Source organism: Paraburkholderia sp. GAS41 (genome assembly GCF_050436545.1).
Classification (GTDB): Bacteria; Pseudomonadota; Gammaproteobacteria; order Burkholderiales; family Burkholderiaceae; genus Paraburkholderia.
Genome location: NZ_JBNDMK010000017.1, coordinates 17893 through 34272 on the forward strand (window position 1 = coordinate 17893; position 16380 = coordinate 34272).

Annotated in this window: 21 protein-coding genes and 1 tRNA gene; 11 read left to right on the forward strand and 11 right to left on the reverse strand. The window is 62.4% G+C overall.

Features of this window, described 5'->3' with window-relative positions; all coding sequences use genetic code 11:
• Positions 1-4: 4 nt before the first annotated feature.
• From rpoZ to P3T43_RS22075, 3 genes are read right to left on the reverse strand one after another with little or no spacing between them, the layout of a single operon-like run.
• A complete protein-coding gene (gene rpoZ, locus P3T43_RS22065) occupies positions 5-208 on the reverse strand; it encodes a DNA-directed RNA polymerase subunit omega (protein ID WP_006025620.1) in 204 nt (67 codons plus the stop codon).
• A gap of 60 nt (positions 209-268) precedes the next feature.
• Entirely contained in the window at positions 269-949 is a 681-nt protein-coding gene (gene gmk, locus P3T43_RS22070) for a guanylate kinase (RefSeq protein WP_429283170.1), read from the reverse strand.
• 30 nt (positions 950-979) lie between these two features.
• A complete protein-coding gene (locus P3T43_RS22075; protein WP_429283295.1) occupies positions 980-1903 on the reverse strand; it encodes a YicC/YloC family endoribonuclease in 924 nt (307 codons plus the stop codon).
• Positions 1904-2122: 219 nt separating this feature from the next.
• Here P3T43_RS22075 and rph point away from each other — a divergent pair, with 219 nt between their 5' ends.
• The 6 genes from rph to P3T43_RS22105 all read left to right on the forward strand — a co-directional run bounded on the left by rph (position 2123) and on the right by P3T43_RS22105 (position 6193).
• Positions 2123-2875 carry a ribonuclease PH gene (gene rph / locus P3T43_RS22080; RefSeq protein WP_429283171.1) on the forward strand — a complete coding sequence of 251 codons (753 nt, stop codon included), beginning with the start codon at positions 2123-2125 and terminating at the stop codon, positions 2873-2875.
• Positions 2876-2945: 70 nt separating this feature from the next.
• Positions 2946-3536, forward strand: coding sequence for an RdgB/HAM1 family non-canonical purine NTP pyrophosphatase (gene rdgB, locus P3T43_RS22085; protein WP_429283296.1), 591 nt, complete (start codon positions 2946-2948; stop codon positions 3534-3536).
• The gene (gene hemW / locus P3T43_RS22090) at positions 3533-4759 is read left to right on the forward strand and encodes a radical SAM family heme chaperone HemW (protein WP_429283172.1); all 1227 of its coding nucleotides are present in this window, start codon (positions 3533-3535) and stop codon (positions 4757-4759) included. The genes rdgB and hemW overlap by 4 nt, the downstream gene beginning before the upstream one ends.
• A gap of 66 nt (positions 4760-4825) precedes the next feature.
• Positions 4826-4915, forward strand: a tRNA-Ser gene (locus P3T43_RS22095).
• Positions 4916-5212: 297 nt separating this feature from the next.
• Entirely contained in the window at positions 5213-5662 is a 450-nt protein-coding gene (locus tag P3T43_RS22100; RefSeq protein WP_429283173.1) for a hypothetical protein, read from the forward strand.
• A 90-nt stretch (positions 5663-5752) separates the two neighbouring features.
• Positions 5753-6193: a nuclear transport factor 2 family protein gene (locus P3T43_RS22105; RefSeq protein WP_429283174.1), complete on the forward strand. Its 441-nt coding sequence runs from the start codon at positions 5753-5755 to the stop codon at positions 6191-6193.
• Positions 6194-6395: 202 nt separating this feature from the next.
• Here P3T43_RS22105 and P3T43_RS22110 read toward each other — a convergent pair whose 3' ends face one another.
• Positions 6396-6626 carry a hypothetical protein gene (locus tag P3T43_RS22110; RefSeq protein ID WP_429283175.1) on the reverse strand — a complete coding sequence of 77 codons (231 nt, stop codon included), beginning with the start codon at positions 6624-6626 and terminating at the stop codon, positions 6396-6398.
• A 327-nt stretch (positions 6627-6953) separates the two neighbouring features.
• On the opposite strand from P3T43_RS22110, the gene P3T43_RS22115 reads away from it, so the two are divergent.
• Complete coding sequence (locus P3T43_RS22115; RefSeq protein ID WP_429283176.1) at positions 6954-7124, forward strand: hypothetical protein; 171 nt, start codon at positions 6954-6956, stop codon at positions 7122-7124.
• Positions 7125-7445: 321 nt separating this feature from the next.
• Here P3T43_RS22115 and P3T43_RS22120 read toward each other — a convergent pair whose 3' ends face one another.
• The 3 genes from P3T43_RS22120 to P3T43_RS22130 all read right to left on the reverse strand — a co-directional run bounded on the left by P3T43_RS22120 (position 7446) and on the right by P3T43_RS22130 (position 9214).
• Complete coding sequence (locus P3T43_RS22120; protein WP_429283177.1) at positions 7446-7970, reverse strand: hypothetical protein; 525 nt, start codon at positions 7968-7970, stop codon at positions 7446-7448.
• A 27-nt stretch (positions 7971-7997) separates the two neighbouring features.
• On the reverse strand, positions 7998-8354 hold the full coding sequence (locus tag P3T43_RS22125) for a hypothetical protein (RefSeq protein ID WP_429283178.1): 357 nt from the start codon (positions 8352-8354) through the stop codon (positions 7998-8000).
• A 245-nt stretch (positions 8355-8599) separates the two neighbouring features.
• Positions 8600-9214 (reverse strand): HAD family hydrolase, encoded by a 615-nt coding sequence (locus P3T43_RS22130; RefSeq protein WP_429283297.1) that lies wholly within the window; start codon positions 9212-9214, stop codon positions 8600-8602.
• A 216-nt stretch (positions 9215-9430) separates the two neighbouring features.
• Here P3T43_RS22130 and P3T43_RS22135 point away from each other — a divergent pair, with 216 nt between their 5' ends.
• The 3 genes from P3T43_RS22135 to P3T43_RS22145 all read left to right on the forward strand — a co-directional run bounded on the left by P3T43_RS22135 (position 9431) and on the right by P3T43_RS22145 (position 11831).
• Positions 9431-9955 carry a TonB family protein gene (locus tag P3T43_RS22135; RefSeq protein WP_429283179.1) on the forward strand — a complete coding sequence of 175 codons (525 nt, stop codon included), beginning with the start codon at positions 9431-9433 and terminating at the stop codon, positions 9953-9955.
• A 244-nt stretch (positions 9956-10199) separates the two neighbouring features.
• Complete coding sequence (locus P3T43_RS22140; protein ID WP_429283180.1) at positions 10200-11507, forward strand: MFS transporter; 1308 nt, start codon at positions 10200-10202, stop codon at positions 11505-11507.
• Between the two features lie 144 nt (positions 11508-11651).
• Positions 11652-11831: a hypothetical protein gene (locus P3T43_RS22145; protein WP_429283181.1), complete on the forward strand. Its 180-nt coding sequence runs from the start codon at positions 11652-11654 to the stop codon at positions 11829-11831.
• A gap of 23 nt (positions 11832-11854) precedes the next feature.
• On the opposite strand, the gene P3T43_RS22150 is transcribed toward P3T43_RS22145, so the two are convergent.
• The gene (locus tag P3T43_RS22150; RefSeq protein ID WP_429283182.1) at positions 11855-11983 is read right to left on the reverse strand and encodes a hypothetical protein; all 129 of its coding nucleotides are present in this window, start codon (positions 11981-11983) and stop codon (positions 11855-11857) included.
• Between the two features lie 671 nt (positions 11984-12654).
• Entirely contained in the window at positions 12655-13662 is a 1008-nt protein-coding gene (waaC, locus tag P3T43_RS22155; RefSeq protein ID WP_429283183.1) for a lipopolysaccharide heptosyltransferase I, read from the reverse strand.
• 217 nt (positions 13663-13879) lie between these two features.
• On the opposite strand from waaC, the gene P3T43_RS22160 reads away from it, so the two are divergent.
• On the forward strand, positions 13880-15277 hold the full coding sequence (locus P3T43_RS22160) for a chloride channel protein (protein ID WP_429283184.1): 1398 nt from the start codon (positions 13880-13882) through the stop codon (positions 15275-15277).
• Between the two features lie 214 nt (positions 15278-15491).
• On the opposite strand, the gene P3T43_RS22165 is transcribed toward P3T43_RS22160, so the two are convergent.
• Positions 15492-15803: a YXWGXW repeat-containing protein gene (locus P3T43_RS22165; protein ID WP_429283185.1), complete on the reverse strand. Its 312-nt coding sequence runs from the start codon at positions 15801-15803 to the stop codon at positions 15492-15494.
• A 313-nt stretch (positions 15804-16116) separates the two neighbouring features.
• Positions 16117-16371 carry a cell division topological specificity factor MinE gene (gene minE, locus P3T43_RS22170; RefSeq protein WP_074263652.1) on the reverse strand — a complete coding sequence of 85 codons (255 nt, stop codon included), beginning with the start codon at positions 16369-16371 and terminating at the stop codon, positions 16117-16119.
• Positions 16372-16380: the final 9 nt, after the last annotated feature.

Sequence of the window (16380 nt, forward strand, 5' to 3'; positions counted from 1 at the left end):
TACCTTAGACCGGCACCTTCTTCAGCATTTCGACGCCAACCTGGCCTGCCGCGATTTCACGCAGCGCGACAACGGTGGGCTTGTCGCGGCTTTCGATCTTCGGCGTGTGCCCTTGCGCAAGCTGGCGTGCGCGATAAGTTGCGGCAAGTGCCAGTTCGAAACGATTCGGGATCTGTTTCAGACAGTCTTCGACGGTAATGCGGGCCATGTTGGATTCCTTCTCAGTATGTCGCTTATTCTACCTTATGTGCTCAGGACCTCGCCGCGATCACGCGTGCGGGAGGTGGATGCCAAGCTGCACAAAAAGGTCCGTGTGGCGTGCGTATTGCGAGGCGAAGCGCAAGCGCGTCGAGGCAACGAGACACTGCAACTCCGCCAGTGCGCGGTCGAAATTCTCGTTGATCACCACGTACTCCGCTTCAGCCGAATGCGCGATCTCGCTCCCTGCCGCAAGCAGGCGCCGCGTGATGACGTTCGGCTCATCCTGACCGCGCTTTCTCAAACGCTCTTCCAGCGCTTCGAGCGACGGCGGCAGAATAAAAATCTCGACAGCATTGCGAAACTGTTTCTTCACCTGTTGCGCGCCCTGCCAGTCGATTTCGAGCAGCACGTCATGGCCGCTTTTCATCTGCTCTTCGATCCACAGACGCGAGGTCGCATAGTAGTTGCCATGCACCTCCGCGCTTTCGAGGAACTCGCCTTCTGCGTGACGTTTGAGGAAATCGTCGACCGTCGTGAAGTGGTAATGCTCGCCGTCCTTTTCCTTTGGACGCGGCGGGCGCGTCGTATAGGAAATCGACAGGCGGATCGCTTCGTCGCCTGCCAGCAGCGCATTGACGAGCGTCGATTTGCCCGCGCCCGAAGGCGCGACCACCATGAACAGGTTGCCGGGATACGCCCCGGCGTAAGGGTTGCGCGGTGCGCTGCTTTCGCGTGTGTGGTCGGTCATTGCAATCGTTGTCCGAGGGTGGCTCGAAAATTACTCCAGATTCTGTACCTGCTCGCGCATCTGTTCGATGAGCAGCTTGAGGGTCATCGACGAATCCGCCAGTTCCTTCGCGGCGGCCTTCGAGCCGAGCGTATTCGCTTCGCGATTGAGTTCCTGCATCATGAAGTCGAGACGCTTGCCTACCTTGCCGCCCTTCTCGATCACGTGACGCGTTTCGTTCAGATGCGCGGTCAGGCGCGAGAGTTCTTCAGTGATGTCAATACGGATGCCGTACATCGTCACTTCCTGACGGATACGCTCGGCGATTTCTTCGCGCGAGATGCTGGTGGTCACCGTATCCGGCGCGGCAATGCCCAGCGCTTCCTGCAGCCGCTCGACGATCTTCTGCTGATGCCGGGTGATGAGCTCCGGCACGAGCGGCGTGATCTTCGCGACAATCGCTTCCATTTCCGTGACGTTGGCGAGCAGCATCGTTGCCAGTTGCGCGCCTTCGCGGGCGCGCACGTCGATCAGATCGATCACCGCCTGCTTGCCACAAGCGAGCACCGCATCACGCAGCGTTTCGGCAGACACGCTGCTTTCGGTCAGCACACCCGGCCAGCGCAGGATTTCGCCGGTCCGCAGGCGGCCGGCTTCCGGAAACGCGTTGACGACCGCGCGTTCCAGCAGCGCGAGCTGGGTGAGCGCATCATGATTGATCGCGCCGGCGTTGGCCGACTGTTCGCTACGCTGCAGATTGATACGGATATCGACCTTGCCGCGCGAGAGCTTGTTCATCAGCATTTCGCGCAGGGTCGGCTCACAGACCCGCACGTCTTCGGGCATCCGGAAGTTCAGATCGAGGAAGCGCGAATTCACCGTGCGCAGTTCGACCGACACGCTCACGCCGCCGTTGCCTGAGGCCGCTGCGAGTTCGCGCGTGGCGCTCGCATAGCCCGTCATGCTGTAGATCATCATTTGTCTCGCGATGGAGGCCGTACCGTTGGATGGGCTGGCCGGAAGAGTCGAATCGCCCGGCGTGTACGAGACGCGGGGCGTGGATCCGGCATTATCCCATTTTTGGCGAAAGGGGCCGTCCAGCGGAGACTTCCGGAGCGTGCGGAGAGCCGGGCAGACCGATCGGCGGTAAAATCGCGGTTTCCTCCCGCCCTCTTTCCCCACCGATCCCGAACGATGACCGACACCACCTCGATTTCCCAAGGCCGACCCAGCGGCCGCCGCGCCGACCAGTTGCGCGATGTGCGCATCACGCGCCACTACACGAAGCATGCGGAGGGTTCGGTGCTGGTCGAATTCGGCGACACCAAGGTGATCTGCACCGCGAGCGTGGCCGAAAGCGTCCCCGGCTTCCTGCGCGATCGCGGCCAGGGCTGGCTCACGGCGGAATACGGCATGCTGCCGCGCGCCACCAACACCCGTAACGACCGCGAAGCCGCGCGCGGCAAGCAGACCGGCCGCACCCAGGAAATCCAGCGGCTGATCGGGCGCGCGTTGCGCTCGGTGTTCGATCTGGAGAAGCTCGGTCAACGTACGATGAATATCGATTGCGACGTGATCCAGGCCGACGGCGGCACCCGTACAGCCAGCATCACCGGCGCATTCGTGGCCGCGCACGATGCGGTGACGAAGCTGCTCGCGAGCGGCAAAATCGCAAGCTCGCCGATTACGGACTTCGTCGCGGCGATTTCGGTGGGCGTGTACAACGGCCTGCCGGTGCTGGATCTCGACTACGACGAAGATTCGCAGTGCGACACCGACATGAACGTGGTGATGACCGGCAAAGGCGGCTTCGTCGAAATTCAGGGAACGGCCGAAGGCACGCCGTTCTCGCGCGACGAAATGAACGCGCTGCTCGATCTTGCCCGCGACGGCATCAGCACGCTGGTCGCGAAACAGAAGGAAGCGCTGGAGCTGAAGGGTGAGTGATCGTCAACACGCCGGCAACGCGGCTTCGCAGACCTCGAGCGCTGCAGCCGCATCCGCCGGACTCGGCAAGGTGGTGCTGGCCTCGAACAACGCGGGCAAGCTGCGCGAGTTCGCGGCCCTTCTGGGTGCAGCCGGCATCGAACTGATTGCGCAAGGCACGCTCAACGTGCCGGAAGCAGACGAGCCGTATCCGACCTTCGTCGAGAATGCGCTGACGAAGGCGCGGCATGCGGCAAAGCTCACCGGGCTACCGGCGCTCGCCGACGATTCCGGACTCTGCGTGCGGGCTCTGCGTGGCGCGCCTGGCGTGTATTCGGCGCGCTATGCGCAACGGGCCGGCGGCTCGAAGAGCGACGCGGCAAACAACGCGCATCTCGTCGAGCAACTGCAGGGGCAGGCAGACCGCCGCGCCTACTATTTCTGCGCACTCGTGCTCGTGCGTCACGCTGACGACCCCGAGCCGCTGATCGCCGAGGGCCGCTGGCCTGGGCTGATCGTCGACGTGGCGCGCGGAGTGCATGGTTTCGGCTACGATCCGTACTTTTTCCTGCCGGACCTGAACGCAACCGCTGCCGAACTCGATCCGGCCGTGAAAAACACCAGCAGCCATCGCGCGATCGCGTTGCGGCAACTGCTCGCGCGTCTGACGGAGGAAGCGTGATTCCTATCGTGCCGGCCGGCCGGAGCGATGCCGGCGTGATCAAGGCTTTTACGGCACCCGGCCGCATCCACCTCACGTCCCTGCCGCCGCTCGCGCTGTATGTGCACTTCCCGTGGTGCGTGCGCAAGTGTCCTTACTGTGACTTCAATTCACACGAGTGGAAAGGCGACGCGTTCCCCGAGAACGACTACCTCGACGCGCTGCGCACCGACCTCGAACTGGCGTTGCCGCTTGTGTGGGGCCGCCAGGTGCATACGGTGTTTATCGGCGGCGGTACGCCGAGCCTGTTGTCGGCGGCGGGACTCGACCGGCTGCTCTCCGACGTGCGCGCGCTGTTGCGGCTCGACGCCGATGCCGAGATCACGCTCGAAGCCAACCCCGGTACGTTCGAGGCGGACAAGTTCGCGCAGTTTCGCGCGAGCGGTGTGAACCGGCTGTCCGTCGGCATCCAGAGTTTCAACGAAGCGCATCTGAAGGCCCTCGGGCGGATTCACGACGCGGCGCAAGCGCGCCACGCGGTGGAAGTCGCGGCCACCACCTTCGACAACTTCAATCTCGATCTGATGTTCGCGCTGCCGCAGCAGACGCTCGCGCAATGTCAGGCGGATATCGAAACCGCGCTGTCGTTCGCGCCGCCGCATCTTTCGCTGTATCACCTGACGCTCGAACCGAACACGCTGTTTGCGAAATTTCCGCCTGCGCTGCCGGACGACGATTCATCGGCCGACATGCAGGACTGGATTCACGAACGCACCGCTGCTGCCGGTTACGGGCGCTACGAGGTTTCGGCCTATGCGCAGCCACATCGCCAGAGCCAGCACAACCTCAACTACTGGCGCTTTGGCGATTACCTGGGCATTGGTGCGGGCGCGCATACGAAGCTGTCGTTTCCGAACCGCATCGTCCGACAGATGCGCTACAAGCACCCCACCACCTTCATCGAACAGGCCAAAGCGGGTACGCCCGTGCATGAAGAAAACGAAGTCGCGCCGCGCGATCTGCCGTTCGAATTCATGTTGAATGCGCTGCGGCTCGTGGAGGGGTTTCCCGTGCATCGGTTCATCGAGCGCACCGGCATGTCGATGACGTCGATCGAACCGGCGTTGCAGGAAGCGGAACGGCGCGGCCTGATCGTGCGCGACTACGAAAAGATCGCGCCGACGCCGCTTGGGCAAGCTTTCCTGAACGATCTGCAGGGGTTGTTTTTGAAAGATCCGGAGTGATGGACACGCAGTGATTGCGTGTCGAGTTGCCGTGGCGGGGAGATTTCGGGTTACAATTTCCGGCCTGGAGGTGTGGCCGAGCGGTTTAAGGCACCGGTCTTGAAAACCGGCGAAGGAGCAATCCTTCCGTGAGTTCGAATCTCACCGCCTCCGCCACCTTTTCTCCGCGACGCAAACTCCCCGCGTCGCAGCAACTGAGCTTCTCCGTACCTCGCGCTCCTACATGGCATAAGCCTGACAGCTTGCCCATCGCACCGCGCCATCTGACGCAACAATCCACAGCAAGCTTCGACGTGCGTCCAGCAGCCGCTTCATCATTGACACGCCACAAATCCCTGCTTTTGACGCGATGCCCGCTCTTCATCTCCCTCCGTAAATTCCCTGCTTAACTTTTCCGCACCCCCGCCGATATCACAGCTACGAGTTTCGTCAAAACTCGTCTGGGAGTCACACATGAAACTTCGTCCCGTCCTCACCCTGCTCATTTCCGTCGCCATCGGCGCCTCGCCAGCCCTGGTGAACGCGCTGGCCTCCACTGATCCCGACGCCACCTCGCTGTTCGGCACCACCCAACTCACGAGCGTCCAGCAAACGGGTGGCACCGTGATGATGTCCGCATCGACGGCAGCCGTCGGCGCGGACGTGCTGCGCGGCGCGACCGGCAACGTCGGCGTCAATGTCGCCGCGGGCGCGTTGAATGCGCAGGCGAATCAGATCGTCCTGATCAGTTCACCCTCCGCCGACGTCAACACCCTGCAGGATGCACACGCAACCGCCTCGGTCACAGGCATCGCAACCGCTACCCTTGGCGCAGGTGCGTTGTCGCACGTCAGCGGCAATGTAGGTGTGAATATCGTCTCGGGCGCGGGCAACGTGCAGTCGAACGCGTTAGTGATTCACTAAACGGCGTCCGCATCGTTCGGTACGCGTCGAAGCATCCGGTCCGGGGACCACCCTAGACTCGAAGTTCCGCAACGACGCCGGACACCGACCATGACCGAAGCCACGCAAGCCGAGATTCGCCTCATCTACGACCAATGGCACCTGTCGGTCCAGACGCGCGATCTCGACGCATTAATGGCGCTGTACGCCGACGACGCCATCCTCGAAAGCCCGTTGATCCTCGCAACCTGGGCGGACCGCCAGAGCGGCATCCTGACCGGCAAAGCCGCCATCAAACCATTCTTCGAAGCCGGCCTGCGCGCGCCGCCCAACGATCTGGGCCGCTGGTACCGCACCGGCACGTTCTTCTGTAACGGCAAACAGCTTACGTGGGAGTATCCGCGGCACACTCCGGAAGGCGACCAGGTGGATCTGGTCGAGATGATGGATATCGCCGCCGGACGGATCGTCCATCATCGCGTGTACTGGGGATGGGTCGGTTTCAGGTCGCTGCGCGCATTGCTCGCGGCAGAGCGTGCGGCAACAAAGTAAAAACGCTCCGTGACGAGGTCATTCATGATCGCGTCACGGAGCGTAATAGCTGTAAGAGCTTATAAAACCCAATGTAGTCCAGACATCATTACACTGGATTCACCTCATCCCCCGTGAGGTATGTTGTGTGAATCTCCTCAGCTTGGCCCGCCTCGACCGGCGGGCCTTTTTTATGGTGCCGTCCGAACGCGCCCCGACGCGCTCACACGGCTACCAATGTCGATTTCTCGCGCGCATCCGCGCAGCGGCGATTCAGATCGCGGTGAATGGCCTGGCTGTCTAGCAAGGCCGAAACATCCGACAATCCCTGGTCGAAACGCAATACGTATTCGATGTCTGTGTAGTCGTGATACGCACCGCTGTCTGCCAGCTTGCGTGCTTCGGCGATGGCGGCATGCTGCCGCTCGCTTTTGGTCAAATCTCTGATCGCCATGGTGTCCGCTCCCGAGGAACAGTGACTCCATCATAGCAACGCCGCGCACGTTGCAAGGTAGCGCGCGCGCAACACCTGGGACTTTCCAGAAGGACACGTGCGACGAACGAGCATGCGTTTTCCTGAACGATACCGCGTTCGTCAGACCCGCTGGAACGTAAGCATCTGTAAATGGGGCTCGCCCCCTTTCTCGCGCTGCGCGCAGCCCAGCCGCACGGCAGACGGAATCCGCAGCATTTGCCCAGTAATGCGCCGTCACACGACAGTTCGGGGCAGCCCGAACGAACCCGGTAACGGGTGCTCCAAGTTTCAACAGGAGGCGTCATCATGCTCAGAGTCATCGCGCTTATTGCACTTGCGGCCAGTCTCGGCGGGTGTGTCGTCGCACCCACGCCGTACGGGTACGGCTACGGACCGGCATATGGATACTATGCCCCGCCGGCGGTCAACGTTGGAATTGGCTGGGGCGGCGGATGGGGAGGCGGCTGGCACCGGTAAGCATGCGCGCATCGCGTCGCTTTGGCGCTGTGCGATGCGCTTCGTGCTCCTCGTGGCGGGCGCAAAAAAATGCCCGCACGAAGCGGGCAAATCAAGACCTTCCACCGATGCCTCCTTGAGAGAGGCGACTTCAGTGTAGAAGGGTTTAGCGTCGCCGTGTTTCAGCTATGTTTCGGACCATTACGCGCATCTCCGATTCGCTCGCCGAGCCGGCGCCGGCTCAGTGCAGCAGCGTCAAATTCCCGCTTCCAATGACAACGCGGCCGCCGTTGAAAACGGCAGCCGCGTTCACGTGAACAACCGCGGGTAAGGTCGGTCCGCTCAATACGCCCCGGGTGGAGGCGGTGGCGGGGAACCCGGCGGCGGGGGCGGCGGTGCGGTCACATAACCGCCGCCGTCGGAAGGCTGGATGGTGCGCATGCGGCCCTGCACCGGAATCCGGTCGCCGCTCGCATACATGCACTGCAAATACGCATAGTCATAGCGGCGCTGCACGTCGTACGCCGAACCTTGCGAAGCGCTCGCCCCGAACAGCGTGCCAGCCAGCAGGCCCGCACCGGCGCCAACCGCCGCGCCGGCACCGCCGTTGAAGGCCGCACCTGCCGCCGCTCCGAGCGCCGTGCCCACAACAGCGCTGCCCACCGCGCTGTTGGTCGCCGCCTGGTTGGTCGTCGTGCCGCCCACCTGCTGAAACGCAAACTGCCGGCACGAATTGTCGTCAGCGCGGAACTGATCGAAAGTCTTACCGGTTCCGGGCAGCGCCATGACGCTAGGGCCGGGAGGCATGACCGAGCACGCGCCGAGCAAACCCAGCGAGGCAATCAAAGCTAACCTTGAATATTTCATTTGCTTCTCTTTGCGGTAACGCACTTTTTAGTTTGAAGGACCTTGCGATTGCTGCGCCGGCACCGGACGCCAACCCGACGAGCACGACTTCACATACGGGTAGTAAGTCCTCGAGTCGTCGCAGTAGTACCAGGTACCGTTCTGCTGTCCAGGCGCTGCCTGCACCGGCGCCGGGCCCGGCTGACCTTGCTCCACGTACTCTTGCGGTTCTGCCGGAACCGGCACCGGCACGGCGACCGCCGGCGGGTACGCGTAGTAATACGGCGCCGGGTAATAGTAGCCTCCACCCCCGATGTACACCCCCACACGTGCTGCCTGTGTCACGCCGCTTGCACAGACCATCGCAGCAGCTGCCACTCCAAGCAAAATATTCAACCTTTTCACAACACTCTCCACGACAGAAACCGGCACCGACATGGTGTCCCAAAGTACTACTGAACGCTATTCCACTCCGAGCCGCAATACAATTACTTAAGACCTTGTGTATTTTTCAGCGCGTTACATCGCAAGGTATTTGTCAAGAATGGACTAGCAGAATATGTTCCGCGAGATCGCGGAGGCAGGATGAGCATCACGTTCGTGATGGCTCAGCATCGGACGCCTCACTGCAAGCGTCCGCAGCCGCGTGACTATAGCAAGCGATGGTAAGCCAGTTCGCGCCCGAGCGCCGCGTTACCCGTGAACCGGTACGCGCGCAGTCCAGCCTCGATCGCACCGGCGACGTTCGCCTCGACATCGTCGATAAAAAACGTCTCTGCAGCCGCCACGCCAAGATGCGCCACACAGCGCCGATACAGATCAGGGGAAGGCTTGGCGGCGCCGAACGAAGCCGAGGCGTAAACCTGCGCGCCGAAAACCTCGGCGACGGGTGGACACAGATAATGAATGTGATCGGCAAGCAGACAGCAATTGTTGGTCAGCACCGCGATTCTGTGGTGAGCAGCCACCGCTTTCGCGAGAGCAATCGTCTCGACGTCCGGCGTCATCGCGGCACGACGTGCGTTGAGCCAATCGTCCAGCGTGAGCGGGTAGTTCAACAGCGCGCCGAGTTCATCAATGTAATCTGCATCGCTAACCAAACCGGCGTCGGCGCGTCCTTCCAGACCCGAGTCCCAGATCGCCTGACGAACGGCTTGCGCATCGCGGCCCACGACCGCCGCAATATGCGCGATGCGCGCCGAACGATCGTAGTGACACAACACATCGTCGAGGTCGAAGAGGACCAACGAGATGGGCGGGGTGATGGTGTTATTCATGGCGTCCGTCGATTAAAAAATCGCACAAGTCGATAACACTACGATTCTGACAGAGACAGTCAGGCGCATCTATGTCACCTGCAATGCTCATGCGTCGCTCGCACGGCAAGCGTGCGCCACCGACCATTCAGGGCCAATGCTCATTGAAACCTGGCGGCTTTTGACTACCATCAAAAGACATTCTGCTCAGGCGCCTCTCCTGCGATGCTCACCCGCACACGTCATCTTCGTTGCACGACATCCGCCCGTCACGCGTGGTCATTGCGCGCACGCGGCGCCGCGCTCACGCTCGCGATTGCGTTGGCGGCAACCGGTTGCACGATCACGCCGCCGGATCGGCCGCTACTCATCACGCCTCCGGCCGCAGTGAACAGCCTGACGCTCGATCAATACCGCATCGCGGTCGCGCGACGCATCCTCGATCGCAATCCGTCCTACGTGCTGGAAGGCACGCTGCAACCGATGCTGCGTTCGCTGGTGGTGGTCTCCTTCACGGTCGACCGCGAAGGCCACGTATTGCAATCTGCGGTGTATCGCACCAACGGCGACGACGAAGCCGAAAGCACTGCGCTCGCCACGCTGCGGCGCGCAGCGCCGCTGCCTTTGCCGCCCGCGAAACTGCTCAATGCGCGCGGCCAGGTCGAACTGTTCGAAGACTGGCTGTTCAACGACAACGGCAAGTTCCAGCTCCGCGAGTTCGCCTCGCCGCAAGCTCAAACGATTGATTGAACGCACGTAGCAACGCGTGCTCACGACCGCGCGGCCGCGTCTCACGGCTTGCGCACCCTCACGTTATAATTTTCCCACCCCACTGCCGGAACGCTCCGGTACCGCTGTCGCCGCCCGCTCACCCGCCGGCGCCGCACAGCTCGCCCCTCGCGTTGCCGCGCCACCCGCGCGCCTTGCAGCACGCTGCCTGGGCGCATCGCCCACTCGGCGATGCCACACAACGTCAAAAAACTGGAGACCTTGAATGTCCACTTCGCCGATTTCCGCGGCCCAGCCAGACGCGGCGGGTCAAAACAGCAGCGCGCGGATCATCTTCGCGAGCTTCATCGGCACTGCGATCGAGTTTTACGATTTCTACGTCTATGCAACCGCCGCCGCACTCGTCATCGGACCGGTGTTCTTCCCGCACGGCTCCGCTACGGCGCAGGCGCTCTCGGCGTTCGTCACGTTCGGCATTGCGTTCGTCGCGCGACCGATCGGCTCGTTCCTGTTCGGCCACTTCGGCGACCGCATCGGCCGCAAATCGACACTCGTCGCCTCACTGCTGGTGATGGGCCTCTCGACCACGCTGATCGGTTTCGTGCCCGGCTATAACTCGATCGGCAGCCTCGCGCCGATCCTGCTGTGCATCCTGCGCTTCGGTCAGGGGATCGGCCTCGGCGGCGAATGGGGCGGCGCGGCGCTGCTCGCCACCGAAAACGCCCCGGCCGGCAAGCGCGGCTGGTTCGGCATGTTTCCGCAACTTGGACCGTCGATCGGCTTTCTGGCATCCAATGGCCTGTTCTTCGGCCTCGCGGTCTCGCTCTCCGACGAGCAGTTTCGTAGCTGGGGCTGGCGCGTCCCGTTCATCGTCAGCGCGGTGCTGGTGGCGCTTGGCTTGTACGTGCGTCTGAAGATCGCCGAAACGCCGGCCTTTCGCGCCGCCATAGAGCGCGACGAACGGGTGCGTGTGCCGATCGCGACGCTCTGCGCGCAATACTGGCGACCGACGATGCTGGGCGCGTTGGCGATGGTGGTCTGCTACACGCTGTTCTACAACGCCACCACGTTCTCGCTCTCGTACGGCGTATCGGTGCTGCATATTCCGCGTCAGAGCTTCCTCGGACTCCTGTGCGTCGCCGTGCTGTTCATGGCGCTCGCCACGCCGCTGTCTGCGTGGGCCAGCGACCGCTATGGCCGCAAGCCAGTGCTGATCGTGGGTATCGTCGCGGCGATCCTGTCGGGCTTCACCATGGCGCCGCTGCTCGGCAGCGGTTCCATGCCGCTCGTGCTGCTGTTCCTCGTGATCGAGCTGTTCCTGATGGGCGTGACCTTCGCGCCGATGGGCGCGCTGTTGCCCGAACTCTTTCCCACCAACGTGCGCTATACGGGCGCAGGCGTGTCGTATAACCTGGGCGGGATTCTCGGCGCGTCGGTCGCACCGTATATTGCCCAGGTGCTGGCCGCGCACGGCGGGCTGACATGGGTCGGCGCCTATGTGTCGATCGCCGCCGCGGTCAGTCTGCTCGGCGTGCTGTGCATGCGCGAGACGCGCGACACCCGTTTGATGTAAGTGCCAACCCGCCACGAACTGTCCGCTGCATACCTGCAGCGGACAGTCTCGCTGGCCGCCCTCATCCCTACTGCTTTCCCCTGCTTGCACGGCTTTTTGACCTGCCTATACTCAAGTCACAGACCAATGATCAGGGAGGCCACGGTGAGACTTCATCTGCAGAACTCCGACATCGTGATCATCATCGCGCTGGCCCTGTTGTGCTCGCTGCTGCTGGCCATCCGCTTCCGCCCATCCAGCTGGAAAACGATCCTGCTCGAAGCGCTCGCCGCCAACGTGGCAGCCATCGTCGCGGTGGTGGCGTTCGAGTTGATGCTGAGCTAGGCCCACGCTATGACTCCCCGCGCCTATCGATAGTAGTACCCATGATGGGCGTAGCCCCCGCCGTAGTAACCCGGTGCCGGTGCGATCACGCAACCACCCAGCGTAGCGGCCAGCAACACACCTGCAATCAAAGTTAGCGTCAAGCGTTTCACATCGTTCTCCAGTCGTTTCAGTGTTATTCGAGTGAACCTCGAATGCTGTTGATTGGACACGAAGCGTCCTCGCGCGGGCGTTGCATTTTGTAAGCGTTGATGGGTGCACGGTTACAGGTTTTGCGGCGGCCGCCGAGTCGGATACGAAGTAAAAATCACGCGCGCCGCCTCGCATGCACGCCCATCGTGCAACGACCACGCACAGCGCCCGCCGCGCGAGGCGCTCTGGCAGGCAGTCGGCGTCTGACAGCGCCGCAGCGTGAGTTGAACGTCACTCTCCATGTAGGTGAATTGCGCCCGATTCGCAGGCCGACGTCCTTCGTGTGCGGCGTATCGGGAACCTACTAAAAGCGACACTTTTAACAGCCGTGTAATGTGCCCGCGCCGCTGCCGTTCCCGCAGGCGACACAGCGGCAACACCAGACTCTGCCCCGAAGCTGCGATTGAACTCAGCGTTGCGCAAGCAGTCTCTATGGATGCAGGTCTGTTGTGTTCATTGCAGGATCCTCTCGCCCGTCGTTCCCCGACGCGGGCGTTTTTAGAGGCGTGTCGCGGCAGCGCGCGATGGTTTGAGCGGGCTGTGCGCCACGCCTTTTTTCTTTGTACGAGAGGCGGGCCGCCTGTTCTTCTTCACGCCCATGAGGCGCGAATGACGGGCCGGCAGAAACCGCTCAGGCGGACGTGGCGGGATGCTGCGCCGCAGAGGTATCGAGCGGGCTGCTGTGCACGTAGTCGATGGCCTGCAAGGCTTCGCTCACGGGCGGCACCGAATGGCCGTCACCGATGGAAATGGAGCGATACGGCGCTTCAATGCCGAAATGCGACGGCGAGGTCGCGACGAAGATCATCACCGTGCGCTTTTGCAGCGCATGGGCAACATGCACAAAGCCGGTATCCGTACCGACAACCAGCGAGCAAGCGTCGATCATGTGGGCGATGCCGTTCACGCTCATCTGCGGCAAAACGGTGGCGCCCGGCACCAACGCCGCGATAGCAACGGCTTCTTCACGCTCGCCGGACGAACCCCACGGCAACACCACACGAAAACCGCGCCGCACCAGTTCATTGCCGACGGCGCCCCAATGCGCGACCGGCCATTTCTTGTCGTCTTTGGACGTGGCGTGAAACAGCGCCGCGACCGGTGCGTCACCGGCTTCGAACGGCGCGGCATCCGCCTCGGGCAGTTTCATATCGTAGACGGCGGGTCCTTCCGGCTGATAGCCCAGCACTTCGCCCGCGCTGATACGCATGCCTTGCCAGGCGTTGCCGAGTGGACGCGGACCAAAGCGGCCCGTATAGGCGAAGGCGGCCCCGAGTTCGCCCAGATCCTTGTTGCGATAGCCGAAGCGGCGCGACGAGCGCGCCAGAAAGGCGATGATCGCGCTCTTGTAGACACCTTGAATGTCGATCACGCAATCGTAGCGAAAGGCCCGCAACTCGCCGATGGAAGCCGCAATCGCCTTGAGGTCGACCCAGCGGCGCGATTTTTTGAAGCGACGCAGCGGTGCAAACAGCACGCGATCCACGCTTTGGCTCCAGTGCACCACTTCGACAAACGCCTCGTCCGCGGCCCAGTCGACCTGCACGCCCGGAAATGCCCGTTTGATGTCGGCAATGACCGGCAGGGCCTGCACAATATCGCCGAGTGAAGTCACCTTGACGATAAGAATTCGCTTCATTAAGTAGCCCGTGATAGTTTCGGTCGCAACGCCATTTTAGCCGAGCGTGCTTTCATCTGATACGCGCGACTGCAGGTTTGCCGCCGCGAGGTCCAGCCAGAGGACGGCGGATTATCGCTCAACCAGGCTACCCGTCACATTTATTTCATTTACCTTTCGCACGGTCGGGCGCCCCGATCGATCGCTATAATTCACCCTTTGCCTGAGCGATCATCCCATGCGGGCATTCCCACCTTTCTCCTCCGCCGTCGCCCGGCGCACGCGCCGTCTGTGGCGCCAATACGGTGTGTTCTGGCTCGGTGCCATCGCGGTCGGCCTCATTGCGGTGCTCTATGCCAGGCTCATCGACTTCGGCTACGGCGAGTTCCGCGTGATGCAGCAACGGCACAGCTGGCTGCCGCTGATCGTGACGCCGTCCGTCGCCGCCCTGTCCGTGTGGCTCACGCGAAAATTCTTTCGCGGCGCGGAGGGCAGCGGTATTCCGCAGGTGATCGCTACCCTGCACGCCAAACCAGCCGAATACGGCACGCGTCTGCTGTCGTTTCGCATCATGTTCGGCAAGGTGCTCGTCTCGTTCCTCGCTATCCTCGGCGGCTTTACGATTGGCCGCGAAGGACCGACCGTGCAGGTCGGCGCGGCCCTGATGTTCAACTTGCGGCGCTTCTACCCGCGCTCGAATGCGTTGATCGAGCGGCAACTCGTGCTCGCCGGCGCCTCGGCGGGCCTGTCGGCGGCGTTCAACACGCCGCTTGCCGGGATCGTCTTCGCCATCGAGGAACTCACCCGCAGCTTCGAAGCGCGCGCGAGCGGCGTGCTGATTACCGCGATCATCGTCGCGGGGGTGATTGCGCTGGGCCTCAACGGTAACTACACGTATTTCGGCACGATCGAGATCGGCGCGCATTTTCCGGATCTGCTGGCGGTGGCCGTCGTCCTCACCGCTATCGTGACCGGCATCGCCGGCGGCTTCTTTGGCTGGCTACTGCTCAATACCGCGCGCTGGATCCCCGCGCCGCTGCGTCAATTGCATAGCCAGCGGCCGGTCGCATTCGGTGCGTTGTGCGGGCTCGTGATTGCGGTGGTCGGACTGATTTCCGGCGGCATGACCTTCGGCAGCGGCTACGCGGAAGCGCGCGGCCTGCTCGACGGTCGCGAACACCTGTCGGTGTTCTATCCGTTTCTGAAGATGATCTCGATGGTCGGCTCGTATCTGCCGGGCATTCCGGGCGGCATTTTTGCGCCATCGCTGTCGATCGGCGCCGGTTTCGGCAATCTGCTGCATATGGTGTTCGGCAGCATGCAGTTGCAGATGCTGATCGCGCTCGCCATGGTCGGTTACATGGCCGCAGTGACGCAGGCGCCGATTACGTCGTTCGTGATCGTGATGGAAATGATCAACGGCCACGCGCTGGTGATCTCGTTGATGGCGACCGCGTTGATCGCCAGCCGCGTCTCGCGTCTCTTTGCACCGCCGCTGTACGAGTCGTTGTCGCAGCGCTATCTGGCACCGCCTCCGCAACCGGCCCCGGCGCCCGTCCCGGAAGTGCCCGAGGCCCTGATCGGGGAAGAACCGGAAGCGGACGAAGCCAACGAGGCCAACGTTCCGCCCCGCTGATCTCCGCGGCGGCGCGCCGTAGAGATCGCGCGGTTCATCATCCGGTCAATAAATCACGACGGGTGCCGGCCGGATATACACCGGTCGAGCCGGCACCACGACACAACCGGCCAGCGTGATCGCCACCAGGGCGATAGCCAATAGATTCCGTTTCATTGCTACTCTCCGCGAGCGCGCAGCCAGCCAGCACACCGATGGCGCGCGGCGTGAATACTCAACCCCAGTGCCCTTCGACCCAGTGATAGTTCGGACCGTGTGCGACCCAGTGGCCCGGCACCCAGTGGTAACCGACGCGTTCGGGTTGCCAGTGACCCGGCACCCACACATAACGGCCGTGATCCCAGCGCCAGTGACCTTGATCCCATACAAAGCCGTGGCGCGGTGCCGGCATGGCTTCGTAGCGCACCGGCGGCGGAGCCGACGGCGCAATCACGACGACTTCAGCAGCGGATGCCGAACCGACAACCGAGGCGCCCGCGGCGATCAACACAGCCTGAGCGAGCAGCAAGCGAAAAGTTTTGTTCATTTTTTTCCTCTTGGTTAAAGCGCCGGTGAGGGCGTTATCCCTTTAATGCGCGAGAGGACGTTTTGGCTGACCTCGCAGACGTAACGCGAGGCCCACAAGTGCAACGGAATATTTCGCGCGCAAGGAATCTGTCGAACAGACGCGACGGGGACAGGGTAGAGGCAAATGCAGCGGAACAGGCGGGGCACAACAAGGGTAAGGGGAATCAACCGAACGGACTGAGCGACACGGAACCGCAGCGTGCTCGCGCACCCGTTCGCAGCAGGCCAACGGGTGCGCCACATACATCTCATACAGGCAGCTTCGTCAGGAATCAGGCCTGGGGAATTTCGATCTTGACCTCGAGCACTTCGAGATCATCCTGGCGCTCGAGACTGACGCGAATATCCTCATCGGAAATCTTCACGTACTTGGAAATCACGGCGACGAGTTCGCGTTGCAACGCAGGCAGATAATCGGCAGGCGCATGGCCGCCGGCGCGCTCATGCGCGATGATCAACTGCAGGCGTTCCTTCGCTATTGACGCGGACTTCTTCTTCTCGCCCAGCAAAAACGAAAGAATCGACATTACGTGCGC

Coding starts and splice junctions, on each gene's coding strand:
- gmk (WP_429283170.1), bottom strand. CDS start 949: ATGACCGACCACACACGCGAAAGCAGCGCACCGCGCAACCCTTACGCC.
- P3T43_RS22135 (WP_429283179.1), top strand. CDS start 9,431: ATGCTCACCCGCACACGTCATCTTCGTTGCACGACATCCGCCCGTCAC.
- P3T43_RS22075 (WP_429283295.1), bottom strand. CDS start 1,903: ATGATCTACAGCATGACGGGCTATGCGAGCGCCACGCGCGAACTCGCA.
- minE (WP_074263652.1), bottom strand. CDS start 16,371: ATGTCGATTCTTTCGTTTTTGCTGGGCGAGAAGAAGAAGTCCGCGTCA.
- waaC (WP_429283183.1), bottom strand. CDS start 13,662: ATGAAGCGAATTCTTATCGTCAAGGTGACTTCACTCGGCGATATTGTG.
- rpoZ (WP_006025620.1), bottom strand. CDS start 208: ATGGCCCGCATTACCGTCGAAGACTGTCTGAAACAGATCCCGAATCGT.
- P3T43_RS22160 (WP_429283184.1), top strand. CDS start 13,880: ATGCGGGCATTCCCACCTTTCTCCTCCGCCGTCGCCCGGCGCACGCGC.
- P3T43_RS22100 (WP_429283173.1), top strand. CDS start 5,213: ATGAAACTTCGTCCCGTCCTCACCCTGCTCATTTCCGTCGCCATCGGC.
- P3T43_RS22140 (WP_429283180.1), top strand. CDS start 10,200: ATGTCCACTTCGCCGATTTCCGCGGCCCAGCCAGACGCGGCGGGTCAA.
- P3T43_RS22110 (WP_429283175.1), bottom strand. CDS start 6,626: ATGGCGATCAGAGATTTGACCAAAAGCGAGCGGCAGCATGCCGCCATC.
- P3T43_RS22115 (WP_429283176.1), top strand. CDS start 6,954: ATGCTCAGAGTCATCGCGCTTATTGCACTTGCGGCCAGTCTCGGCGGG.
- P3T43_RS22105 (WP_429283174.1), top strand. CDS start 5,753: ATGACCGAAGCCACGCAAGCCGAGATTCGCCTCATCTACGACCAATGG.
- rph (WP_429283171.1), top strand. CDS start 2,123: ATGACCGACACCACCTCGATTTCCCAAGGCCGACCCAGCGGCCGCCGC.
- P3T43_RS22120 (WP_429283177.1), bottom strand. CDS start 7,970: ATGAAATATTCAAGGTTAGCTTTGATTGCCTCGCTGGGTTTGCTCGGC.
- P3T43_RS22165 (WP_429283185.1), bottom strand. CDS start 15,803: ATGAACAAAACTTTTCGCTTGCTGCTCGCTCAGGCTGTGTTGATCGCC.